16 protein-coding genes are annotated in these 24,660 nt (G+C 67.1%); 3 read left to right on the top strand and 13 right to left on the bottom strand.

Translation table 11 applies throughout. The features are described from left to right. Positions 1–80: 80 nt before the first annotated feature. Together K369_RS19745 and K369_RS19740 are read left to right on the top strand one after the other, a co-directional pair. Complete coding sequence (locus K369_RS19745) at positions 81–1,712, top strand: FMN-binding glutamate synthase family protein (RefSeq protein WP_036293559.1); 1,632 nt, start codon at positions 81–83, stop codon at positions 1,710–1,712. Positions 1,713–1,787: 75 nt separating this feature from the next. Next, positions 1,788–3,251 carry a methyltransferase domain-containing protein gene (locus K369_RS19740; protein ID WP_156967989.1) on the top strand — a complete coding sequence of 488 codons (1,464 nt, stop codon included), beginning with the start codon at positions 1,788–1,790 and terminating at the stop codon, positions 3,249–3,251. An 11-nt stretch (positions 3,252–3,262) separates the two neighbouring features. Here K369_RS19740 and K369_RS24925 read toward each other — a convergent pair whose 3' ends face one another. From K369_RS24925 to K369_RS19675, 13 genes are all read right to left on the bottom strand, one after another. Continuing rightward, positions 3,263–6,082 (bottom strand): caspase family protein, encoded by a 2,820-nt coding sequence (locus K369_RS24925; RefSeq protein ID WP_051949425.1) that lies wholly within the window; start codon positions 6,080–6,082, stop codon positions 3,263–3,265. A 173-nt stretch (positions 6,083–6,255) separates the two neighbouring features. After that, positions 6,256–6,726, bottom strand: a complete 471-nt coding sequence (locus K369_RS19730) for a hypothetical protein (RefSeq protein ID WP_036293555.1) — start codon at positions 6,724–6,726, stop codon at positions 6,256–6,258. Continuing rightward, on the bottom strand, positions 6,723–8,075 hold the full coding sequence (locus K369_RS19725) for an RES family NAD+ phosphorylase (protein ID WP_036293552.1): 1,353 nt from the start codon (positions 8,073–8,075) through the stop codon (positions 6,723–6,725). The genes K369_RS19730 and K369_RS19725 overlap by 4 nt, the downstream gene beginning before the upstream one ends. Before the next feature lie 7 nt (positions 8,076–8,082). Then, positions 8,083–9,978, bottom strand: a complete 1,896-nt coding sequence (locus tag K369_RS19720; protein WP_245278250.1) for a hypothetical protein — start codon at positions 9,976–9,978, stop codon at positions 8,083–8,085. Between the two features lie 241 nt (positions 9,979–10,219). After that, entirely contained in the window at positions 10,220–12,034 is a 1,815-nt protein-coding gene (locus tag K369_RS27285; protein WP_051949424.1) for a serine/threonine-protein kinase, read from the bottom strand. A gap of 181 nt (positions 12,035–12,215) precedes the next feature. Further along, positions 12,216–13,007 (bottom strand): PP2C family serine/threonine-protein phosphatase, encoded by a 792-nt coding sequence (locus tag K369_RS19710; protein WP_245278249.1) that lies wholly within the window; start codon positions 13,005–13,007, stop codon positions 12,216–12,218. A 5-nt stretch (positions 13,008–13,012) separates the two neighbouring features. Continuing rightward, positions 13,013–13,699 (bottom strand): type VI secretion system-associated protein TagF, encoded by a 687-nt coding sequence (gene tagF, locus K369_RS19705; protein WP_036293547.1) that lies wholly within the window; start codon positions 13,697–13,699, stop codon positions 13,013–13,015. Between the two features lie 10 nt (positions 13,700–13,709). Next, the gene (gene tssM, locus K369_RS19700) at positions 13,710–17,258 is read right to left on the bottom strand and encodes a type VI secretion system membrane subunit TssM (protein ID WP_036293545.1); all 3,549 of its coding nucleotides are present in this window, start codon (positions 17,256–17,258) and stop codon (positions 13,710–13,712) included. A gap of 12 nt (positions 17,259–17,270) precedes the next feature. Continuing rightward, complete coding sequence (gene icmH / locus K369_RS19695) at positions 17,271–18,785, bottom strand: type IVB secretion system protein IcmH/DotU (RefSeq protein ID WP_036293543.1); 1,515 nt, start codon at positions 18,783–18,785, stop codon at positions 17,271–17,273. Then, the gene (gene tssK / locus K369_RS19690) at positions 18,782–20,122 is read right to left on the bottom strand and encodes a type VI secretion system baseplate subunit TssK (protein ID WP_036293540.1); all 1,341 of its coding nucleotides are present in this window, start codon (positions 20,120–20,122) and stop codon (positions 18,782–18,784) included. Before tssK ends, icmH begins: the two co-directional genes overlap by 4 nt. A gap of 50 nt (positions 20,123–20,172) precedes the next feature. Then, positions 20,173–21,543 carry a type VI secretion system-associated FHA domain protein TagH gene (gene tagH / locus K369_RS19685; RefSeq protein ID WP_036293537.1) on the bottom strand — a complete coding sequence of 457 codons (1,371 nt, stop codon included), beginning with the start codon at positions 21,541–21,543 and terminating at the stop codon, positions 20,173–20,175. Positions 21,544–21,589: 46 nt separating this feature from the next. Next, positions 21,590–22,156: a hypothetical protein gene (locus K369_RS19680; RefSeq protein ID WP_051949423.1), complete on the bottom strand. Its 567-nt coding sequence runs from the start codon at positions 22,154–22,156 to the stop codon at positions 21,590–21,592. A gap of 10 nt (positions 22,157–22,166) precedes the next feature. Beyond that, positions 22,167–24,002: a type VI secretion system Vgr family protein gene (locus K369_RS19675; RefSeq protein ID WP_036293535.1), complete on the bottom strand. Its 1,836-nt coding sequence runs from the start codon at positions 24,000–24,002 to the stop codon at positions 22,167–22,169. Between the two features lie 49 nt (positions 24,003–24,051). On the opposite strand from K369_RS19675, the gene K369_RS19670 reads away from it, so the two are divergent. After that, on the top strand, positions 24,052–24,657 hold the full coding sequence (locus K369_RS19670; RefSeq protein ID WP_198033165.1) for an OmpA family protein: 606 nt from the start codon (positions 24,052–24,054) through the stop codon (positions 24,655–24,657). The last annotated feature ends 3 nt before the right edge of the window (positions 24,658–24,660 follow it).

The raw sequence follows: 24,660 nt of genomic DNA, 5'->3' as shown, positions 1-24,660 counted from the left end.
CGGCGCTTCGCCACGGAAAAGCCGCCGATCCGCCCGCGCCCCGCGGCGGCCGCGTCACATTTGGGAAGGAGATTTCGAACATGCTCCGCTTGCTCATTCTCCCCCTCACGCCGCGCTTCATCGTCCTCACCCTCAGCGTCGCGGGCTTTCTCCTCTGCGCCATAGCGACCGAGGGCGATCTGTCGAGCGCCTTCTTTCCGGCGGCGCTCGCCTGCGCCGCGCTCTGTGCGCTCGGCGCGCATGATCTGCTGCAGCGCGAGCATGCGATTTTGCGCGCCTATCCCATTTCCGCGCATCTGCGCTTTTTGCTCGAGCATGTGCGGCCGGAGCTGCGGCAATATTTCTTCGAGGACAATAAGGACGGCCGTCCGTTCAGCCGCGACAAGCGCGCCATTGTCTATCAGCGCGCCAAGATGAACATAGACAAAAGGCCCTTCGGCACGGAAATCGACGTCTATGCGGAAGGCTTCGAATGGCTGCGCCATTCGATCGCGGCGCGGCCGGTCTCGCATAAGCATTTTCGCACGCGCGTCGGCGGCGATTGCGCGCAGCCCTATGACATCTCGCTCTTGAATATTTCCGCGATGAGCTTCGGCGCCTTGAGCCGCAACGCCATTCGCGCGCTCAATCTCGGCGCGCGCAAGGGTGCGTTCGCGCAGGATACGGGCGAGGGCGGCTTCAGCCCCTATCATCAGGAGGCCGGCGGCGACGTCATTTGGCAGATCGCCTCCGGCTATTTCGGCTGCCGCACGCGCGCGGGCGCATTCGACGCGGAGAAATTCGCCGAGATCGCCACGCGAGATCAGATCAAGATGATCGAGGTGAAGCTGAGCCAGGGCGCGAAGCCCGGCCATGGCGGCGTGCTGCCGGCCGCCAAGGTGAGCGAGGAGATCGCGCGCATTCGCGGCGTGCCCATGGGCGAGGATTGCATTTCGCCGGCGGCGCATTCGGCCTTTTCGACGCCGATCGAATTGCTGCAATTTCTGGCGCAGCTGCGCGCGCTCTCCGGCGGCAAGCCGGTCGGCTTCAAGCTCTGCCTCGGCCAGCCATGGGAGTTTCTCGCCATTTGCAAGGCGATGCTGGAGACGGGCCTCCATCCCGATTTCATCGTCGTCGACGGCAAGGAGGGCGGGACCGGCTCGGCGCCGCTGGAATTCATGGATCACATCGGCATGCCGATGCGCGACGGACTCGCCTTCGCGCATCATGCGCTGATCGGCGTCGGCTTGCGCGACGCCATCCGCATCGGCGCGGCCGGCAAGATCGCCACGGGCTTCGACATGGCGCGGGCGCTCGCGCTCGGCGCCGATTGGTGCAATAGCGGGCGCGGCTTCATGTTCGCGCTCGGCTGCATTCAATCTCTGTCCTGCCACACGGATCGCTGCCCGACTGGCGTCGCCACGCAGGACGCCTCGCGCGGCCGCGCGCTCGTCGTCTCGGACAAGGCGGAGCGCGTGCGCAATTTTCATCATGCGACGCTCATGGCGCTCGCCGAGCTCGCCGCCGCCGCGGGGCTCGATCATCCGGGCGATTTCGCGCCGGAGCATTTTTGTCGCCGCATCTCTCCGCATGAGGCGGCGACTTTCGCCGAGCTCTATCCGGCGCCGGCACCCGGCGCGTTTCTCCGTGGCGAGATGGATGCGCGCTTCGCCGCCGCCTGGCGCAGCGCGCGCGCGGATTCGTTTCGGCCGGCGTCGCTCGCTCTCGCTTGATCGTCGCGCCGCCGCGTCTTGCATGAGGCGGCGAATTCATCGAGGATCGCGCGTCCATATTGCGAGCCCATTCCCATGACGAATATCTATGACGAGCAGGACTATCCTTACGCCGTCCGCCATTGGACGCATCCGACGCAGCTCGGCGCCCTTTCACAATTGATGGGGCGGCCCGCCGCGCCCTTTCAGGACTGCCGCGTGCTGGAGATCGGCGCAGGCGATGGCGTCAATCTCGCCAGCATGGCGATCGGCGCGCCGCGCGCGCAACTCATCGGCGTCGATCTCTCCGAGCGCGCCGTCGCCGCAGGACGCGAGCTGACGGCGGCGGCGGGCGTCGCCAATCTGCAGCTCGTTTGCGCCGATTTGCGCGATTTCACGGCCGAGCCGCAATCCTTCGATTACATCATCGCGCATGGCGTCTATGCCTGGGCGCCGAAAATCGTTCAGGATGCGGTGATGGCGCTGTGCGGGCGGCTGCTGTCGCCGCGGGGCGTCGCCATGATCAGCTATAATGCGCTGCCGGGCTGCCGCTTGCGCCAAGGCCTGCGCGATATGCTTCTTTGCGCCGTCGCGGGAATTGCGGAGCCCGAGCGCAAGATCGCCGCCGCGCGTGCGACGGCGAGCTTCTACGCCGAGCAATGGTCGGCGAGCGACAATGCTTTTCGCAAGGCGCTGGCGCTGGAGGCGCGTGATTTTCTCGGCCGGCCGGATGGGCTCATTTTTCACGACGAGCTCGGCGAGATTTACGATCCGCAGCTCTTCTCCACCGTCGTCGCCGCGGCGCGCGCGCATGGGCTCGATTATCTTTGCGACAATGATCCGTCGCTGGTGGGACATGCGCTATGGGAGAGCGAGCTTTGGAGCCAATCCTTGCCGCTGACCGGCGGCGATCAGATCGCCTATGAGCAGGCGCTCGATTTCGTCGAGACGCGGTTTTTTCGTCGCAGCCTGTTCTGCCGCGCCGGCGCGCCGCTCGAACGGCGCTTCGCCCCGAAGCGTCTTTCCGGCCTCTATCTCGAGGCGCCGCTGGAGCCATTCGTCGACGCCAGCGTCGCTGCGGGCGAATACGCTTTCAAGACGGCGGGCAAGGGCGAGGTCTCGACGCGGGACGAGCCTTTCGGCGCGGCCATGCGCCGGCTCGGCGAGGCCTATCCGCGCGCGCTCGCGATCGACGAGATCGCGCCAGAGCCCGCGGCGCGCTCGGCGTTGCTGCGGCTCTTCGCCGGCAATATGGCGCGCTTGGCGACGGAGCCTTTTCCTGTCGGGCGAAATCCGGGTGCAAAGCCTTTCGCCAATCCGCTGGCGCGCGCGCAGGCTCGGCTCGGCCTCGGCTCGGTGACGAGCTATCGGCATTCGCAAGTCGCGCTCGAGGGCGACGATACACGGCGCTTTCTCGATCTTCTCGACGGAACGCGGACGGTCGACGATCTCGCCCGCGCAATGTCCGGCGAGGCGGAGGAGAGCCGCACGCGCGCGCAAGTGGAGGCGGCGCTCGCGACCTTCGCCATGTGGGGCCTGACGCGCGCCCCTGGCGCCTGAGCGGCTAAAAATCAGAAGCCCGGATTATGCGACCATGACAGCGGCTTCGGCGTCGCGGCGACCGGAGCGGCGACAACTGCCGGGGCCGCCGGACGCGCCGGGCGGGCGACAACCGGGCGCTCGACGGGCGCGCGCTCGCGCATATGACGCGGGGCGACGACCGGCGCGGCGATCTGATTGCGCTTGCCGGCCCGCGCCGGACGCGTGGGCTCCTCGTCCTCTTCCTCATGGCGACGCGCATTGTGCTTGGCCGGCTTGGCGGCCGGAGCCGCCTCCTCGCGGGCGGCGTCCTTGACCGGCGCTTCCGCGGGCTTGGCGGCGATGGGCGCGGCCTGCTGCGGGCAGACGGTCTCGGTCTGGCCCTGCAGCTGCGCCACCAGCTCGTCGGTCAGGCGGGTCGGCGCGGCCTCGCCCTTCTTGCTCGCATAGGCGGCGAGGGCGGATCTGGTCGGCTCGTCGAGCTTGCCATTGGCGGCGGCCGCATAGCAGCCGAGCGTCTTCAGCTGCGTCTGCGCGGCGCGCACGCGCGTCTCGATCGCGGCGACGGCCTTGTCGAGGTCGCCGCGCGCATCGGCGCAGGAGAATTTGCGGTCGCGCAGCGCGCCCAATTTCTGCTGCGCGTCGAAGCTCGTCGCATCGACATCGGCGACTCTCTTGCGATCGGCGGCGCAAGCGCCTTCCAGCTCCGCGATCTTGCGGCGGGCCTCGGCGCGCGCCGTTTCGCAGCTCATGCCGTCGAGCGCGGCGCGCAGGCCGGAGAGATCGCCGGACTTGCCGTCCAGCGCCTTGCGATCGGCGTCGCAGCTCTCCTTGGCGAGGCGCTGCTTCTTCTCCAGCTCCGCCGCCAGCGCCTTGCCGTCCTTGCGCACATCCTCGCAAGTGGTCGACAGCACGGCGGCGCGCAGAGCGATGAGGTCGTCGGCCTTTGATTGCAGCGTCTTGCGCTCGGCGTCGCAGGTCCGGCGCGCCAGCGTCTCCTGCTCCTCGAGCTTGGCGAGGCGGGTCTTCGCATCGTCGCGCGCGGCGTCGCATTTCATGCCCAGCGCGGCGGCGCGAAGCCGCGCGAGGTCGCCGCCCATTCCGGCGACGCTCTTGCGCTCGGCGTCGCAGCTCTGCCCCTCGATGCGGATCGCCTTGCTCTCCAGCTCGGCGACGAGAAGATTGGCGTCGTTGCGCACCGCCTCGCAACGCATTTTGGCGGCGGCGGATTTCAGCGCGCCAATGTCGCTCACGCCGGCGGCGCCCAGCGCCTTGCGATCGGCATCGCAAATATCGCGCTCGCGGCGCTCCTTCTCCTCGAGGCGGGCGAGCACGAAGCGCGCGCCTTCCACCGCGGCGACGCAAGTCATGCGGCCGACGGCGGCGCGCATGCCGGGAAGATCGCTCGGATCGACAGCGGCGAAAGCCTTGCGCTCGGCCTCGCAGGTCTCGCGCTCGCGGCGCTCTTTCGCCTCCAGCGCCGCGACCAGCGGCTTGGCTTCCTCGATCGCCGCGCGGCAAGCGAGGCGGCCGGAAACGGCGCGCAGGCCGAAAAGATCGTCGCGCGCGACCGAATGCAGCGCCGCGAGATCGGCGTTGCAAATCTCGCGCTCGCGCTGCTCCTTCGCCTCGAGCCGGGCGATGAGATCGCCGGCGCGGCGGCGCGCGTCGGGGCAGGACATTTTCGCGGAGGCGGCGCGCAGGCCGGCGAGATTGTCCTCGCCGAGCGCGCCGAGCGTTTTATTGTCGGCCTCGCAGCTCGCCAGCTCGCGGCGCTCTTTCTCCTCCGCCTTGGCGACGAGCGCTTCGGCGCTCTTGCGCGCGGCGTCGCAGGAGAAGCGACCGGCGGCGGCGCGCAGGCGCGTAAGATCAGCGGGGGAGATCGCCTCCAGCTCCTTCTGCTCGGCGTTGCAGCGCTGCACGCTCTCGAAGAGATCGAGCCGCAGCTGCGCGTCGCGAGCGCGGGGCGAGGTGGGATAGAGCGTCAGCACGCTGCGGAAATCGGCCGGGTCCTGCGTCTTGGAGGCCTTCTGCCACGCGCGCTCTGCCATCTCGTCCGGGCTGAGGAAATAAAAGTCGCCATAGATGCGGCTGGAGATTTCCGGCGACTGCTTGCCCTTGGTCGTGCGCGCGACATCGTCGCTGACGAGGTTGAACAGCCGGCGAATCTCCACCTCCGGCGCTTTCAGATTCTTGAGCAGCGCTTCGGCGAAGGGGCTGTTGCGGCCGGCGCCGTCCAGCGCCACCTCATGCGGCGCGGCCGCATAGGCGACGAGAATGCCCTTGGCGCCCTTGTTGACCGCGACGGCCATCCGCTCGAGGCCGCGCGGCAGCATTCCGCCATCCACCGAGCGCGAGGCGGTGACGAGACTGTCGAAGGGATTGTTGCGGCAGGCGTCGAGGATGAGAATATTGACGCCGGCGGATTTGGAGAGCGCCAGCCGCACGCGGTCCATGTCCAGCGCCTTGAACTCGACGTCGGCGACGTCCTTCACGGCGATGTCGGTCGGCAGCAGATAATTCTTGCCCTCGTTCTGCACGCCATGGCCGGCGTAATAGAACAGCGCCACATCGGCGCCGGCGGCCTTGCGGGAGAAGTCCGCGAGCGCGCCGTCCAGCTGATCCTTGCGGGCGTTGACGAGCGAGATGACCTCGAAGCCGAGATCCCGCGCCAGCGTCTCGGCGACGTCCTTGGCGTCATTGACCGGATTTTTCAGCCTGGCGATGTGGTCGTATTCGGCGTTGCCGAGCACGAGAGCGACGCGGCGCTCGGCGAAGGCGGGAGACGCGACGACGGCCGCGAGAGCGAAGCTCGCGAGGAAGAAAAAAAGGGTCTCGAAGCGCGTCTTCATGGCCGCGACCGTTGTATCTACCTGACAATCGATCACAATAATCGCATCACGCTATCATTGCGTCGTCCTCGTGGCAATCGATCATAGAGGAGCGGACCGGAGCGTATGTGCGTAAACGCACTTCGCGGTCGCCTTCGCCGATTCGAAACCAGGATCGACGATGGGAATGCGCGCTAGAACCGCCCGAGCGCGCGGTCCACGCTCTCAGCGAGGCGCGCCTCGCGCTCTTTGTCATTCATGCCGAGCCAAGTCCTGTGCGAGACAGTCGGCATATCGACATCGACGATCTCGACCGGCTCCTTCACGTCCCACGAGCGGATTTTCGCCGATTTGCAGCGCGGGCAAATCGGATGCTGCGTCATCGAAAATACGCTTCCATCCTCCGCTCGATCACAGCACGCTTCTCCAAAGATCGCCTGAAGGAGATCGGCCCGTTTCATCGCGGAATAGCCGGAGATCGCGGGGTTGGCGGCGAGCATTCTATCGGCCTCCTCATAGGTCGGATCATGCAGCGCGTCGAGAAAGGCCGCATGGCCGGTCGAGGTCCGCAGAACGAATTCTCCGTAAGAGCCCGGGTCCACATCCGGCGTCTCGAAAGCGTGGCCGCAGTCGTCGCAGGTGTAGATCATCACGATGAGCTTCATGGCCTCACCGGAGTTATCATCGCCGGGCGAAGTATCTGATCGAAGTCGTCGAGGATCGCCAAATTGGTCCCTCCGGCGTTTCTTTCAGACGGGTATTTTATGACGTTGTAGCCTTTCTGTCTCGCCAATTCGCCGATCTCCTGGGTCTTGCTGCTTATCGGTCCGCGCGCGTATCCCCAGGCTTCGGCAGTGCTCGCGTCGGTGAGATCGAGCGTTTTCATCGCCGTCTCGTCGAGCTCGAAGCGAATGCCGGCGTTCGGAGACATCCCGTGATGGGCGACCTCGGCGAGCGCGGTCTCCGGTTCCTGCGCGACATAGAAAGCCTTGCCGAAGCGGCTCTTGGGATTGAGATATTTCGGGTCGACGCCATTGACGATGCTTTGCGCCTTGCCGCTCGAATCCGTCGTGTGGTACGCATTGGCGTCTTGTTTCGCGCCAGCCGATGCGGAGCCGTCGTTTTTAATCGGCCGCGTCGAATCCCTTTTGGCGCTGCTCGTTCGCGCCGGCCGCTCCTCGAACCTCTCCGCCTTCGGCGCCCTCTCCTGCGGCGTGTTGCGCAGGCTCGGCTTCTTTTCCGTCCAGCGCGCGGCTTTTTTCGCGGCGCCATGGGTCAGCGCGGCGATCAGAACGGCGACGCCGAGCCTGGTGACGCCTTCGGCGAAAATCGCCGCCGCCTCGTCGAGCTGCGCCGCGCTCTGCGCCATGCGGATCAGATCGAGCGCGTGAAACAGCGCATGCAGCCCCTGCCAGATTTGCGCGCCGCCGAAATAGACGCCCGCGCCCAGCAGCACGGCATCGATCGCCTCGCCCGCGCCGAAAGCATGGGAGATCGCCCATAGCGCCAGCACCTCGACCGTGATCGCCAGCGCCTTGGGCTCGATGAGCTCGGCGAAAGCCTGCTTTGTCGTTCCGCTCAAATGGTTCGGAACGAGGCGGAGCGTCGCCGTCAGACGCTCCTGCATGTTCATTCCCGTGACATTCGCGCCCGTGACATTCGCGCCGGCGAGCTTCGCGCCGACCGGTGGCGCGGCGGCAGTGGAGACGCCGAGGCCCTTGGCGCGATCCTGAACGACGAAAGCCGCCAACGCGCCATTGCGGCTCATGCGCGCGACGCGATCGATCAGCGCGCGATCGTCCGCCTCGCGAATGCGCGCGCCCTCCTCCCGCCAAAGCGCGAAGGCGCGGCGCAGCGCATCGGCGCCCTCGGGATCGGCGAGCGCGAGACGCAGCCGGCGGCGCACCTCATATTCGCTGACCAGCGCGCGGCGGTCGCGGCCGGCCAAGCCCGCGAAGGCGGCGCGCGGGCCGAGAATCAGCGTCTCCGAGCCGGTGCGCAGGCGCAGGATCATGCCGCTCTCACCGCGCTCGCGTCTTGACCGCGCCCTTGGCGGGCTTCTCGGCGCCGTTCTGATCCAGCGCTTCCGGCCGGGCGTTTTCCGGCTTGGTCTTGCCCATGGGCGTCGCCGTGGCGACGGCGGCGACCGGCGTCGGCGCGCTCATATCATTGGCGAGGCCGCGAAAGCGCACCGGCCGATAGCCGCGCGCCAGCAGCGAGGCGAGCGGATAGATGTTGCGGCACACTTTGCCATTGCAGCCGCCGGTCGAGGATTCGATCACCTCGGCGCGGCGATCCGGCGTGAAGCGCATGAACAGCATCACATGCGAGCCCGGCTTGTTGAGCGCGTCGCCGGGCAGCAGATCCCAAGGATTGCTCAATTCTCGCGAGATGGCCGGAATGGCCATTGTGGTGAAATGGGTGGAGAGGCCCCAGCAGGCGCTGACGAAGGCCGAGCAATCGACGCCGGCGACATCCGGGCGCGGATCGTTGCGCGTGCAGACATTGCCGGCGAGACGCCCGGCGCCGATCTCCGCCGCTATGCGCGGCAGCGCGCCATGGCAGCCCCAGCAATAGGGAATGCCGACGACCTCCTGCCCCAGCTTGCCGTGCAGATAGCCCGGCCGGCGGATGCGCGCGAAGCCGCTGCAAGAGCGATCCGGGTCCGCCCCATAGGCACCGGCGTTGACGCGCCAGCGCACATTGGCGAATTGCAGCGCGGTCTGCACGACCTGTGTGCGATCGAGCGGACGCGTCGCCGCCGTGGCGCCCTTGCGCTTGCCGAAATCGGTCAGCGCGTAAGAGGGAATCGCCGGCGCCGGCGGCGCGAGATCGATGGTCTGCCCATTCTTCATCGGGCGGAAGCCGACGCCGAGCAGATCGACCCCGCCCTTGCGCGTGCGCAGGAAATAGACGTCGCCCTCCGCCGAGACGGTGACGAAGCGGCGCGACAGCGCGACCTGCTTGTCCAGCGGCAGCTCATAGACGCCCTCGAGCGCGCCATTGGAGGCGTAGCGGGCGACGAAGGTGGAGGGCTGATCGGTGGCGTCGGTCGGAATATTCTCGCCCAGCACGAAAATGCGGCCGCGCTGATCGACATCCAGCAACTCCACCGAGCCGATGCGGCTGCGCACCTGCATTTTGAGCTTGGCGAGCGCCGCTCCATCCTTGATCTGCAAGGAGATGGAGACGCCTTTCTTGTCGAGGGCGTTCACATCGGCGACCACCTGCCCGCGTCCATGCGAGGCGATGGTCTGGCGCGAGCGCAAGGGCTTGCCGTCGCCGAGGCTGCGCGTCGCGGCTTCCTCGCCGATCTCCTGCGAGCCGGTCTGCGCGAAGGCGGAGAGCACCGCCTCGTCCGGCGCGGAGACGGAGCGCGTCACCGCGAGGCTGCGCGTCTGCGCATCTTGCGGCCCGGTCGCCTGCAAGGCGCGCGGACCTTCGTCCCAGACATAGATCGTGTCTCTGGCGACGACGATGTCGGTCGGCCGCAGATCGCTCGGCAATTCGAGCGAGCGCGTCGCCTCGGCGGGCTTGCGCGGATCGAAGCGCAGCACGCGGCCATTGACCTGATCGAGCAGATAGATCTCGCCGTCGGCGCCGGAATAGATCGCCTGCGGACCTTCGATCTCCGTGTCCGCGCCGGCCTCCACAACGCCGACCGAGGCGACGTCGCCGCCCTGGCGGAAGCTGCGGATGAGCGCATCGTCGGCGAGCGCGTTTCCCAGCGGCAGAGCGAGCGCCGCCAACGCCAGAAGGGGCGCGATCACCCTCCCCTTGCCGGCGATCGGATTCACCCATCGCGAAATGCCGCCGCCGTCATGGCCGGGCTTGTCCCGGCCATCCACGCCAGGCAGCCGAGAAATCGCAGGAAAGCGCACGTTTTCGACGGATTCGTTCCACGACGGACGCCCCATCGGAGCCTCCGCGTCAGGCCGAGCTTTCGAGAGGCCTCGGCGTCCTGGCGTGGATGGCCGGGACAAGCCCGGCCATGACGGCGTGAGGAGAAGGAAGGCGGCCAGCGCCGCGCGATCGATCGGAAATCCTGTCGCTGATCGCGCCATGAGCAACCTCCGCCCGGCGCAGCGCCGGAAAATGCGAGCTTCAAAGTCCGAGGCCGAAAAATCTCGGGGCTATTTTCGCCGGCCCCGGCGGCGCTCAGCGTCCCGAGACCAGCGACACATATTTCAGCGCCACCGCCGGCGGCGGCGACGCATTGGCCAGCTCCTCGGCGAGCTTGGCGAACACGTCTTTGGCGGTCGCCGCGCGGGCGGCGGCGGCCAGGGAGATGGGCGTCGCGCCGGCGATCGCCACCAGCAGCACCGGGCCGGGCCGAGTGGCCCGCAGCTCCATCGCGAAGTCGCGCCGTCCGGGCTCCTGTCCGAGCCGAGCGCTGAGATCATTCACCAGTCCGTCGTCGTCGACTATGAGAAAACGCACATGTTCGGCGCGCGTCTCGATTGCGCCCTCGAGCTTGTCGCCGCTGCGCTGCAATTGCGTGCGCGCGACGTCGAAGCGCAAAGGCTCGCGGACGGCGAGAAACTTCTTGGCGAAGCCGAGCGCCGGGCATTGCGGCGCCGTCACCTTGCGGACGCCGATCGCAGCGGGAACGCCCGTCGCGTCCCGGAACGATTTGTCGAGCGCGTCGAAGGGCTCGCGGCCGCGGCCATAGCCGTCGATCTGCGCCTCGCCGGCGGAAATCTCGCCGACGACCGCGAGGAAGCAATCGCCGCCGTCGAAATCGCGCGCATACTCGCGCAGCCGCACGAAAGGATCGGGCCGCGTCTCGACGGGCTTTTGCGGCTCGACGACGGGCGGCGGCGGTTCGGCGGCGACGTCGGTCGTCGTCGGCGTCTCGGCCTGCGTGGTCGCGGCTGGCTCCTCGCGATGAAGATAGCGCCAGCCGCCGAAGCCCGCGGCGGCGAGCGCTATGACCGCGACGAGAGAGCCGATAAGGACGCCGGCGCGCCGCGGCTTCTTCTCCTCGGCGGTCTCGGCGGGTCTCGCCTGTGGCGGAAGGGGCGCGGCGCCGAGCGGAACCGGAATCGGCGGCGGCTCCGGCGCTCGGGTCGGGACAGGCGCTCTCGCCCCACGCGGCGCGAAGACGGTGGAGCCGCGCTCGTCGGCGTCGGGCGTCCATGCGGCGAGCTCGGCCATGCTGCGCGGCCGGGCCTCGGGGTCCGGCTGCAGCATTGCGGCGATGATCGGCCGCATCATCGGATCGATGGCGGAGAGATCGGGAAGGACGCGGCGGCGCTCGATCACCTCCACCTGCGTGCCGTCCATCGGCAGCGGCTGGCCGAGGAGGCAGGCGGCGAGCACCAGGCCGAGGCTGTAGATATCGGAGGCCGCGCGCACATCGCCGCCGAAGAGGCCGAGCTGCTCCGGCGAGACATATTTGTATTTGCCGGCGAATCCCGAGCCGATCACCGTGCTGTCGCCGACCCGCAGCGAGCGGGCGATGCCGAAATCGATGATGCGCGAGCGGGCGATGCCGGTCTCCGGCACGATGATATTGTCCGGCGAGACGTCACGATGGACGAGATTTTGCTCATGCGCCGCTTGCAGGCCGGCGGCGATGCGGCGCATCAGCGCGAGAACCTGCGGCGCCGGCAGCGGGCCGCGGTCCAGAATATCGGAGAGCGGCTGGCCCTCGACGAACTCCATGGCGAGATAATGCCGGCGGAGCTGCGGCTCCAGCGTGAAGCCGAAATAGCGCACGATGGCTTCGTGATGGATGCGGCGCAGCGCCAGCGCCTCATTGCGGAACATGGCCAGCACGGCCTCGTCGCCGGCGAGCTGATCGCGGATGAGCTTTATGGCGACCGTGTCGCCCGTCTCTATCTCATGGCCGCGATAGACATCGCCCATGCCGCCCGCCTTCAGAAAGGCGTCGATCTCGTAATTGGCGTTGAGCCGTGCGCCCGGCGGCAGGGCGCCGTGGATCGATTGGACATCCGGCGAGTAAGACATTTGATCGCTCTATAAAATCTCGAGTCTCATACGATTTGGCGCGGCCTTCGCCGCCTTCCTTCTCCCCGTGAACGGGGAGAAGGTGAGGATGAGGGGCTCGGGGCGTTTTCCGTTTCTGGCCAACGCCCCGAGCCTCTCACCCCGGCCCTCTCCCCGCGAGCGGGGAGAGGGAGAAAGATCTTCAACGCGGCCTCGTGGTTTCTCTGGACTCGTCCCGTCCCGGGCGCAAGCGGGTCGGCTCCTCCTCCTGCTGCCGATAGGCGGCGACGAGGACCGTGACATTGTCGGTTCCGCCGCGCGCCAGCGCCAGATCGATCAGCGCGCGACAAGCCTCCTCCGGCGCGCGGCCGCTGGCGAGGCCGGCGATCTCCGCCGCCGTCACATGGCCGGTGAGCCCGTCCGAGCAGAGCACGAGCATGTCGCCTTCGAACAGCTCGCCATTGACGAAATCGAGCGCCAGCGTCTCGCCGGCGCCGACCGCGCGGGTGATGACATTGCGGCGCGGCCAGTTGCGCGCCTCCTCCGGCGTGAGCACGCCATCGGCGAGCAGCTGCTCGGCCTCTGTGTGATCGATGGTGATCTGCACGATATCGCCGCCGCGCAGCAGATAGGCGCGGCTGTCGCCGGCCCACAGGCAAGCGTAATAGCGGTCGAAGGTCAGCAGCATGACGACGGTGGAGCCCATCGTGCCGACGCCGCGCAATGCCGCCTGCCGCTGAATATCGCGATGCGCGCCTTGCAATGCGGTCTCGCATTGGCGGCGCAGCTCCGCCGCCGCGCTCTGCGGCGCGACGCGGCTCAGACTGTCGACGACCACGGCGCTCGCCGTCGCGCCAGCGGCGTGGCCGCCCATGCCGTCCGCCACGGCGAAAAGGCCCATATGCGGCTTGGACAGGAAATTATCCTCATTCTCCGCACGCACGCGGCCCTTGTCGGAGAGCGCGAAGGCGCGCATCGGGCGAAGATCGGCCATGCCGCTCATTGCTCGCTCGCCGCGGGCGTGAAGCGGCCGGAGATCATGGCTGAAAAGATCGCCGGATCGGGCATGCCGGTCGAAGCCAGCGCGTGAGGCGCGAAACCCTCGCCGCCTTGCGTCCACCAGAAGCTCTGATCGGCGACGGCCTTGGCGCGAGCGAGCCCCTCGCGGGCGGAACGGCAGGCTTCGGCAAAGCCCGCCTCGCCGACGCGCGCTACAGCCGCGCTCGGCGTCACGAGACGCGCCTGCGGCTGCTCCAGCGCCGGCGCGGGCAGAGCCTCTAGCGCCTCCAGCGCCGATTCGAAAGCGACGCCCTGCTCCAATGTCGAGAGCAGGAAATCCTCGAGCGTCTCGAACCAGAGGTCCTGCGGATCGGCCTCCGGCGGCGACAGCGCCTCGCCCGCCTCGGCGAAAAATGCGACGCTGAACGGGAAATAGCGGCCGACGCCGTCCATCGAGGGCATGAAGGCGCCGAGCGTCGTCACGCCGGCGCAAAGCTCCGGGCCGAGCCAGAAGCGCCAGATGGGCGCGGTGAGATAGGCCGCCTGCCAAGCGTCGCCGAGCTGCGCGCGGCTGGAGGCGACGCCGCCTTGAATCCACGGCTCGAAGGCGGCGAGAAAGCCGCGCGGCGCGCCCTGGGAGACGAAATCGCGCTTCGCCTGCAGCTTGCCGAATAGTCCGCGCCGCATTCCGCGTCCCTCACAATTGCGTCGGGCAATGGAATTCGGTGAGCGCCGGCAGAGTGAGCGGCTTCAACGTGGAGCCCGCCTGAAAGCCGAAGATCAGCGTCTGCTTGCCGAGCGAAAAGGTCGCGTTCAGCCGTTCACCGGCATAGGAGCGGCCGGCGGCGTCGAGCAATCGGAACAAAGCCCAGCCGCCGAAGCGCTCGAGCACTATGGGCGCCGCCGCCGGCGCCGAGCCGTCCGCCGCGGCGGTCTGGCTCGGCGCGAGATCGGTCGCGAGGCTCACCGCCGCGCGCCCGCCGCCAGCGCCGGGCCATTGGATCGCGCGCGGCGTCACCGAGGTTCCGGCGACGGAGGTCGCCTCCTGACCATTCACCTCGAATTTCGCGGTGCGGCCCGCGCCGCTCAGCGGCGGCGGAAAGACGGTGAGCGCGAGATTGGGCATGTTGCCGCCCGAGGGGAAGAAGGCGTCGCGAATCTGCGCGGCGCGCTGGAACTCGCGCAGGCTCGCAGCCGAGAGGCGCGCGGTCAGCGGATATTCCGGCCGGAAGCTCCAGGGCGTCTTGGCCGTGTCGACATATTTGGCGAGCGACTGCTTGAAGAAGGAATCGAGTATGCCGTTCGGCCCGAACAGCCGGCCGAATTCGGCGAGGCCGATCTCGCTCGCCGCGCCTTTGACGAAAGGATAGCGCCCCGGCGTCAGCTGCTGGCAGGAGGTCGCGACCTGCTCGCGAAAGGCGCCGGTCAGACGGATCAATTCCGAATCGAGCACGGCGCGATCGAAATCGGAGGCCGCGCCGGTGAGCATGGGGCGGAACGGCTCCGGCAGGCGATCCGCCGTGCCTCGGAATTTCTTCAGCTGCATGGCGAGCGCCGCATTCGCCTGCGGCGAATTCTCCGGCAGAGTCGCGCCGACGACGAGATTGTCCTTTATGTCGTTCAGCTCGGCGAGCAATTCGTCGATCGGCTTGCGCGGCCCCGAGCCATCCATCCAAATCTGGAAGGGCGCGAAGCGCTTCTCTATCTCCTCGCCCGGCGGACGATCGCCGCGGCCGGGGAAGAGATCGCTCGCGGCGATCTGCGGCGCGGCGGCGCCTTCCTTGGCCGGCGCCTCCTTGCGCAGCTTGCGCTCCTTGGTGAGAGACGTCTCCTCCACCACGGATTCGAACAGCGCCTTCAACGGCGAGTTGGAGGCGGTGGCGGCGCCGAGCGCGCGATATTGCGGCTTGTCGGCGTTGAGGCGCTTCATCTTCAGTCGCGCGAGCGCGCTGCGCCAGGCGGCGTCGAAATCGCGGCCATAGAGCGCGAGCAGATCATTGCCGAGCGAACGATATTCGTCGCCGAGCGTCTCCTCGGCGCCCGGGCGCCCGAGCACCCAGCGCTCCTTGCGCACGCGGTCCGATATGCCGGGAAGGCCGCGCAGAAAGGCGCGCTTGAAGCCTTCGTAAGTGTAGAAGCCCGGCACCCGAATCGAGTCGAGATCCTTGCCGCTCGCCTCCTCGAACAATTGATCGAAGAGAAGACCGCCGGCGCTGGGCGCGGTCCAATCGGCGACGTCGAGCGTGCGCGCTTCGGACTTCAGCAGCTCATAGGCGCGCTCGGAGAGTTTCAAGCGCGCGAGAGTCTTTTGGCTCTCGTCGATGAGCGTCTGATTGGGATGAACGAGCAGCTCGCCATTGTCCAGCTCGAGCATGGCGTCGAGATGCTGCTCCAGAGCCTTGGCGTTGTCGGCGAGCGGACCGCGGAAGAGATTGTCGCGCCAATCGCGCCGCTCCCATGCGAGAATCACCTCGCGATCTATGGGCGTGCGCGCATGGCCGAGCATCAGATAGACCTTCAGCGCCTCATAGATGAAGCCCGGATCGTCGCGATGCTCCTCGAGCAATTCCTCGAGGCGGAACAAAAGCCGCGGCCGCAGCAGACGCTCGAGCGCGAGACGATAGGAGGCGACGGAAGCCTCGACGAGACGCGGGCGCTGGCCGAAGCCCAATCCTTCGAAGAAGGATTCGGGATCGCCCCGATGCGCATAGCCAGTCGGCGCGTCGCGCAGCTTCTGCAACAGGCCGAGAATTTTTCCATAGTCGCGATCCTCGACCACCATTTGCCGCGTCAGCGGATAGGCCGCGTCGGCCGCATATTCGCGCGCCAGCGTCTGCGCGTTCGCGGTCAATTCGGCATTGGCGGAATAGCTCTTCCACATCGCGAAGCTCGCGCCCGCGCTGATGAGCGCGATGAGCGCGAAGGCCGCGGTCTTCAGGAAGAAGCCGCGCCGCACCGCGCGCGGATCGGTCGACACCCAGGCGGCCTCGCCGATGATGACCTTCTCCACGAGATCATAGAGAAAGAAGCTCTTGCCATAGCCGCGGAAGCCGATGCCGCCGACATCATGCGCGCCGAAATTCTTGACCAGCGCATTGATGAGCTGATCGATCGGCGTGCCCTCCTGCGTGCCGGAGGTGAAATAGAAGCCGCGCAGATTGGCGTTGGAGTGATAGCGCGTCGGCTCGAAGATCGCGTTGAGGAAATCATGCACGGGACGCTTGAGCGCCGCCATTTGCGCGGGGAATCCGTAGAGCGCCACGCGATTTGCGGGATTGGGCTCCTCCTGCAAGCGGTCGAGCATGGTCTGATTCAAGCGCTCGATCAGCGCGTCGAGCTCGCGCGGAATATCGGCGACGAGATTGAGCTTCTTGTCCGCGGTCTGGAAGGTCGCGCCGAAGACGCTCTGCAATTTGTCATTGTCGAGATTGGCGAAGAATTCGGTGAAGCCGGCGACGAGATCGGCCTTGGTGAAGACGGCGTAGACGGGAAAATCCACCTTCAATCGCTCGTGCAGCTCCAGCAAGCGCGCGCGAATGGCGCGCGCATGGGCGGCGCGCTCCTCGCGCGAGCAGAGCAGCAGATCCTGCACGCTGATCGCCACCAGCACGCCATTGATGGGCTGGCGTGGACGATGCTTTTTCATGAGATCGAGAAAGGAGAACCAGCTGCGCTTGTCGAGCGCGGCGTCGGAATCCTGCGTCGTGTAGCGGCCGGCGGTGTCGATGAAAACCGCGTCCTCGGCGAACCACCAATCGCAATAGCGCGTGCCGCCGGCGCCGGCGATCGCCTCCGGCGTCGCGCCGCCGGCGAGCGGAAAGCGCAGGCCCGAATTGACCAGCGCCGTCGTCTTGCCGGCGCCGGGCGGGCCGATGATGACATACCAGGGCAGGTCGTAGAGATAGGTGGAGCCGCCCTTGGCGGATTTCCTCAAAGTGGCGAGCGCGTCCTTCATGCGCTCGCCGAGCACGATGGAATCGTCTTCGGCTTCCGCATCGGCGACGCCATCGGCCAGCGATGCGGCGTTCTTGCGCCGGCGCCAGAAGGAGAAGCCCGCGACCGAGGCCGCAATGGCGACGATCAGCACGATGACGATGTCGCGCACGATCTCATTCTCGAGCGGGCGCCAGCTCCCGAAGGAGATGAAAGGCCCGGCGAGATAGATGATGCTCGAGATCGACGCGAGGCCGAGACCGAGCAGAATGATGCGGACGATGTCGCCCTTGACGCCGGGCTTCTCGGACATTGGGAAAATTCCTCAGTCTATGCGGCTGATGAGCACTTCGACGCGCCGATTGAGGCGCCGTCCGGCTTCATTGGCGTTGTCGGCGATCGGCTCGGACGGGCCGCGGCCGGCCTCCGAGACGCGCGAAGGATCTTTGAGCAGCGGCTTCAGCAGCGCCGCGACGGCGCGCGCGCGCTCCTCCGAGAGACGCTGATTGTCGCGGAAGGGGTTGAGCGGGCTCAAGGGCTGATTGTCGGTGTGGCCGATCACTTTGATCGGCCCCGTCTCGCCGTCGATCGCGCGCGCGATGCGCTCGGCGATGGGCGAGAATTGCGGCAGCACCGCCGCCTTGCCGGATTGGAACAGCACGGCGTCGCCGACCTTGATCTGCACCCATTTGCCGTTGCAGGTGACGCTCACGCCGTCGCCCACTTGCTCGCCGATGCGCTTGCATTGCACGGAAGGCTTCGGCGGCGGCTCCACGCGCGGAAGATTGAGCCGCTCCTGCAAGGCGATCTTGGTGGAAGGATGCAGCGTCTCGATCTCTGCTGCGACGGATTCGCCGACGCCGCCGAGCTTTGCGCGCAGGCCGATGAAGACGCCGAAGAGCAGGAGCGCCGCAACGGCCGCGCTCGCCCATAGGGGCAAAACGAAGCCTTTGCGGCCGAGCGGCAGCGCCTGGCCCTTCCAGCGCGGCGAGAGATCGAGCGCCTGCTTCGGCCGCACGCGGCGCAGCAGCTCATAGAGATTACGCTGTATGTATTGCAGCTGATTGGGGCCGCCCTCGGCAGCGCGATATTGGCCCTGAAAGCCGAGCGCGAGACAGACATGCTGCAGTTCCAGCACGTCGAAATTGGCGCCGGGGTCGCGCTGCAGCCATTCGAGCTGCTTGAAGAAATTCACGCCGCCGAGCCGCTCGCCGAAGAAGCGCGAGGTCATGCTGTAGCGCGTCCACAAATGGCGGTCGTCGGTCGGTATGTTCTGCACAATGTCGTCGGCCGTCGCGCAAATGAGATATTTGGCGACGTTCGCCTGTTCCGGCGTGACGCCGGCGCTGCGAATATCCTTGTCGAAAAAGGCGACGGCGGCGGCGACCTGCTCGAGCAGGCTCTCGAGATCGGCGCTGAGCGCGGCGACGCGCAGCCGCCCCAGCAGATGCAGCAGCGGGCCGGCGGCGCGCAATATGGGATTGGGATGCCGCGCGACGAGCGCGTCGAAATCCAAATCCTCGGCGCGCTGCAAGGGCGCGGCGGCCTGCTGCTGCTGCCCGCGGCCCGTCACCCAGGCGTCGGGCGCCGCGCGCGACGGGCCGCCGGCGGTCTCGAAAGGCGAGGGCGCGAATTGGCCGTAAGGATGCTCGGCCGGGCGCGGCGCGCCGAAATCTTGTTGCGGCGCATAGGCGGGCGCCGTCTGCGGCGTGTAGCCGGGCGTGGGCGCCGGAGGCGGCGGCGCGGCGGGGCGCGGCGGCGGACGGCGCCCGCCGGGATTGGGCTGAAAGACGGTGCGGTCGCCGCCGGAGGAGCCGAAAGGATTGTCCTTGTCGCTCATCTCTTATCCTCCCGAATGGCCCAGAGCTCGAGCTCGAGATCCGGCCAATCGCCCGAGAAATGCAGGCCGATCGCGGCGGCGACGCTGAAATCGGGCCAGAGCGGACTCTTCTTGTCGATGTAGAAATACACATGGTCGCCGAGCAGCCGAATCTGCGGCGGCGGCGAGGGCCGATGCACGATCGGCACGCCGGGCAGATTGTAATGCACGATCTCGTTCATGCGCGTGTCGGGACCGAGCTTCAGCAGATTGGGAAACTGCATCTGTATCTCGCTGAGCGGACGCCGCGACGACACTTCGAGATAGAAGGACGCGTTCTGAAACAGCGAGCGATCCTTGATCGGCGATTTGAAGGCGTTGGGCGCGAGCTGCTGCAGCTCGAGACGAATGGCGCGATGATCGGCGTCCTTGCTGAGGAAGTCCTGAAGATCGCGCAGCACCGGCTCGAATGTATTCTTCAGATTGTCGTGATCGTAAGGCCGATAGCTCGGCGCGCGGCGATCGGCGGCGCAGAAGGTGGCGAGCTCGCCGGCGAGCGAGACGAGAAACACATAGAGCCGCTCTGGATGCAGATGATTGGCCGTATGCTCGAAATGCTGGAGCGCCGGTATCGCGCGATTGAGCGTCTGCAGCAGCAGGTAATCGCGATTTTGCAGGCCGCCGCCGGCGGTGGGATCGGCGGCGTAGCGCGCGATGGATTCGAGCTTGTTCTCGATCCAGCCGATGACGCGATTGAGCCAGCCGACGACGACGTCATGCGCGCGGCAGATCAGCACGGTCGGCGCGAATTCGGGATCGAGCAGAACGGCGCCATTCTCGAGCTTCACGATGCGCGCGACGGGAAGATTATTGTAGCCACGCTTGCGCTCGCTCTCGAGATGCAGCTCCATGCGCGGATGCGCGACCTCTATCTCCTCCTCCACGCGCAGCTCGGAGGTGGAGTCGATGAAGGTCTCGGAGGCGTGGAAATAGCGGCTCGCGGAAACGCTGTCGCGCCGCGCCACCTCGCGCGTGTTGGGCGAAGCCTCGGGGAAGGCGAGCCAGACGATGCGATTGGCGATCTTGTCGTCGATCGGCAGAGGCTCCGGCAGCTCCTCCTTGCCTTCGAGCTGGAACGGCGTGCCGTCCTGCATCACGCCCCATGCGGCCTCGAGGCCGAGCTTGCCGCGCTGCGCGAGGCCGTGGTCGATGTCGAGGCGGGAGAAGCCCCAGGAGAAGGGCGCGAGATTGCGCGTGCGGGCGGTCGTCGCCCATTCCAGATAGCGGTCGCCCTGCTGGAAGTGGTGCGGGCGCAGGAACAATCCCTCGCTCCACACGACCTTGCTGCGCCAAGACATTTGCTCCCCCTGTCATTTATTTTTGGGCGTCGGCCCGGTCGTCCTCTTTTTTATTTCCGGGCGTCGGCCCGGTCGTAGCAGTCGGCGAAATTGCGCATGAAGGCATCGGCGAGCTTGTCGCCCGAGCGCGGGCTCATCGCCGTCCAGCGCTCGACATAGCGGTCCCATAGCCGCGCCTTGCGGGAGCCGACGAGCGAAGCGATGCCGCTGTCCTTGCCCTGCGCTCTCTCGAGGCTCGCCGGATCGAGGCTGTCGCTCAGCATGCGCACCGCCTCCTGCATGGCGGCGTAGGTGCGCAGCTCATGCGCCTTCACATCGACGAAGGCCTGGGCGAAGGCGGGACCGGCGGAGAGATAGCCCGGACGCGGCGGACCGAGCACGATGCGCAGCGCCTCTTCCGTCGTCGGCGCGAATTTCAGCGGGTTGTTGCCCTGCGCCTCGATGATCGTATGGCTGGCGCTGCGCGTCAGCCGCTTGGCCTCGGCGCGGGCGCGCAGCAATTGCCGCGTCTCCTCCGCGATGAGCCGCGTCAGCGTTCCGAGCTGCTCGCCGAGCTGCGCCGGCGTCGCGCTGGCGAATGTCTGCTCCGGCAGGTTCAGCGCCTGCATGAAGCTCGTCAGAAATTCCGCATAGGCGCCCACCGTCCCCGGCGCGGCGGCGGGCGGGGGCGGCGGCGGAACGGGCGCGGCGGCGATCGGCGCAGGAGCGATCGGCGTAGGCGCAGTGAGAGGCGGAGCGGCGAGAGGCGCGACGGCGGGCGGCGGCGAGCCCCAGTCGACAATGGGCGCGGGCGTCGAGGCGGGCGGCGCCGGCGCGCCCCAAATGTCGTTCGGCGCGGCGGTCGGAGCGGGCTGTGGCGGCTCGCCCCAAAAGGAGGCCGCTGCGGGCTCGGCGGAAGGTCGGCGCGGGGTCGGCGCTATCGGCGTCGCCACATCGGCGACATGGTCGATCCAATCGGTCTGCGGCGCCGGATCGAGCCGGCGTGGATCGAGCGAGCGTGGATCGATGGGCGGCGGCGCCGGCTCGGAGGCGCTCCAGAAATCGTCATAAGCCGGAGCCGGCTGCGTCGATGAGACGGCGGCTGCGTCGAGCGCCGGCGCGTCGCCCTCCACGCGCGCCACGACGACATAATCGCCGATGTAGAGACGATCGCCGTCGCGCAGCCGATAGGGCGATTGCACGCGATTGTCGGGGTGATTGACGAAAGTCCCGTTCATCGAGACATCGGTGAGATAATAGGCGCCGTCGCGCGGCGCGATCTCGCAATGGCGGCCGGAGATGAAATGATTCTCGTCCGGCAGGCACCAGTCGAGATGCTGATTGCGGCCGATGTCGATGCTGCGGCGGCCCTCCGCGACATAGGTCAGCGGGCCGCCGTCCGGCCTTCGGCTGAAATTCTCGATCGTCAATGTCAGGCGCATTCCCCGATGGCTCCCTCAGCGGGCCGCGAGCCCGCGCCTTCTCGCCTCATGACCGATGAAGCTCGCCGAGCGCGCAGCGCAGCGCTGCCTCTATCCATCCGCTCTCGACAGCCTCGCGGCGATCCCCCGCCACGGCGCCGAGCGCGATCAGCACCGCCCCGCGCGCCGCCTGCGCCGTGGCCTGCGGCGGCGGCTCCAGATAAAAGGCGGGATCGGGCGAGACATTGCCGCCCGACCATCCCGCCGCTTGCGCGACCCAGGCCGCGGCGAGCGATTTTCGCGCTTGCGCGGCCTCCTCCAGCGCGCGCCGACGCCGCGCCTCGCTCGGCTCGCTCACCCATTCCTCCGCCGCCTGCAGGCAGCGCAGAGACACGGCGTCCGCCGGCTCCGTCTGCCGCACGCAGCGCGCCGCCCACCACACGGCCTCGCGCCGCGCCAGAAGATAGGCGCAATAGGACAAGGCCGCGCGATGGTCGCCCTCCTTCGCGAGACGGGAGACGAAGCCCGCGGAAGGCTCCTCGCAGCATTCGATTCCGACGTCGATCTCCGCCGTGGGAAAAGCGGCGTAGAGGTCGCGCACGGCGGCGAAGCGTATCTTGCTCGGCGCGCTCACCCTCTCCCCCTCAGTTCAGGTCGATCTTGGTGGCGGACAGGGCGATCATCGTCGAGCTGATCTCGATCTTGCTCGGCGTCAGCTTTATCGAGCTCGCGCCCGTCTTCAGCGTGATCGTGTCGCCGAGCGATTCGATCGTTATGCTCTGATCGACGGTCGTCGCATCCTTGCCGCCATGGATCGTCGTCTTGCGCGAGCCGGACTCCAGCGTCAGCTCGTCGCCGCCGCTCTTCAGCGTCGTCTTGCGCGAGGCGCCGCCGCCGGAGAAGGCTTCGCCGATCTCCGTCGTCTCGGAATTGCGGATTACGACATCGTGATCCTTCTCCGCATGCATGCGGATTTTCTCGGAACCCTTCTTGTCCTCGAACATGAATTCATTGTAGCCGCCATGGCCCTTCGAGGAGTCGGATTTCAATCCCGACTGCGTGTTGTTGTCCGGCAGCTTATAGGGAAATCTATTGCCGCCATTGTAGACGGCGCCGACGACGATCGGCTTGTCGGGATCGCCCTCCAGAAACTCGACGACCACCTCCATGCCGATGCGCGGAATGAATTGCGCGCCCCAGCCGGGGCCGGACCATAGCTGCGCCACGCGCATCCAGCAGGAGCGCTTGTCCTCGCGATCCCAATGGAAGCGGACCTTGATCATCCCATGGCCGTCGGGATCGGTGTCGATCTCCTCGCTGTCGGCGTCCTTGTCGCGCGCGACCACCTTCGCCGTCTGCGGCCCATGCACGAGCGGCCGCGGCGTCACCAGGGGCGCGCGAAAGACGCGATCGGCCGGCTGCAGCTCGTAATTGCCGTGATAGGGCTGGCGCCCGTCGAGCCCGCCAGTGGAGCGAAACGCCTCGTCGGCGAAATGATGCGAGCAGCGGACGATGAGATATTGCTTGTTCTCCGCCGTGGTCGGATGGCGGTCGAGCGTGGCGAGCCCGCCCGGAAAGAGGCTGGGCGCCTGGCCCGATGCGTAGCGGCGATAGTCGATCGCCTGCTCGGCCTCGAGCCGCGCGTCCGCATAGAGGCGCCCGTCGCTCGCATTCTGATATTTGCCGGGATAGTCGTAATATTCGTAGGTCGTTGCGCGCGCATAGCTCTCGGAGCCCTGCGTCCTGGCCTTGAGATTGGAGCCCGGCTCGCGAAAGGCGTAATCGCGCAGCTCGATCTTGCCGGTGCGGAAGCGCCGCTCCGACGACCAGGAGAGCAGCGCCTGCTCCTGCTGCGTGAGGCCGGCCAGCGCATTGGCGAAGACGATGGAGGCGCCGCCCGCGATCGCCTGATGCGAGGAGCGCGAGTCGGACAGAACCATCGTGTGCGCGCCGTCCGCGTGCTTGAAGTAGTAATAGATTCCGTGCTGCTCCATGAGCCGCGAGACGAAATCGAAATCGGTCTCGCGATATTGCACGCAATAGTCGAGCTCTGGATAGCTGCGCTTGGTCGCTTTCTCGATCGTTATGTTGCGCTCGCCGAGAACGTCGGCGACGATGGCGAGCGCCGACTTGTGATGAAAGATGCGGCAATTGGTCGTGCGCGTCAGCAGCCATAGGGCCGGCCGCAGCACGAAGCGATAGACATAGAGATCCTCGAAGGCGCCGATCGCCTGCGCCTCCGCGACGATTCCGTTGAAATGACGTTGCGGACGATCGAGCAGCGTCAGAGCCACTGTGCAGTCGCGGCCGAGCAGCTGATCGAAATCGACATTGGCGTCGGGACTGACCGTCTCGATGCGAACCTCGAACAGCTCGCTCAATCCTTCCGTCGCGTCGAGCGCCGTGATCGCGAGCTTGTCCTTCCCCAATGGCGTGGACAGGATCGCGATGCGGCCGTCCTGAATCAATATGTCAGACATGGTGCATCCGAAGCTCGAAACGATCCTGGAAAGCGAAACGGGTAAGCTCTTGACGATACGTAACGGCAAAAATAGTGTCGAGAAGTATTTTTGCGCCGGGGACGACATATTGGGACGCAAGCTTCTTCTCGCTCTCGCATTGTCGGCGGCCGCGGCGTGCGCGCCGTCGACTCTCAGCCGCGCCGATGACGCGCCGGCCTATTCCGCATCGGATATCGTTCGACATTTCGCCGCGGAGCCGTCCTTCGGCGCGGCGCGCTCGCTGTGCATCGGCGCAGCGGCGGATTGCCCCGGCGACGCGGCGGAGAAAGCCGCGCGGAACGAGGCCTTCGACCTCGAGGTGACATTCGAGCTCGGCTCCGATCGGCTGACGCCGCGCGCGCGCAAAAATCTCGACCAATTCGCCGAGGCGCTGCGCGATCCGGCGCTCGCCGCGCGACGTTTTCATGTCGACGGCCATACGGATGCGCGCGGCCGCGACGAGACCAATCTGCGGCTGTCGCAACGTCGCGCCGAAGCAGTGCGCAACTATCTGGTTTCGGCGGGGATCGACGCCGCGCGGCTGGATGCGCAAGGCTATGGCCGCGCGCGGCCGAAGGCGCGCGATCCGCTCGACCCGGCCAATCGCCGCGTCGAAACCCGCGCGGAGGATTGAGCG

It is taken from the genome of Methylosinus sp. PW1 (assembly GCF_000745215.1).
Lineage (GTDB): Bacteria > Pseudomonadota > Alphaproteobacteria > Rhizobiales > Beijerinckiaceae > Methylosinus.
This window is presented reverse-complemented; position numbering and strand designations above follow the sequence as displayed.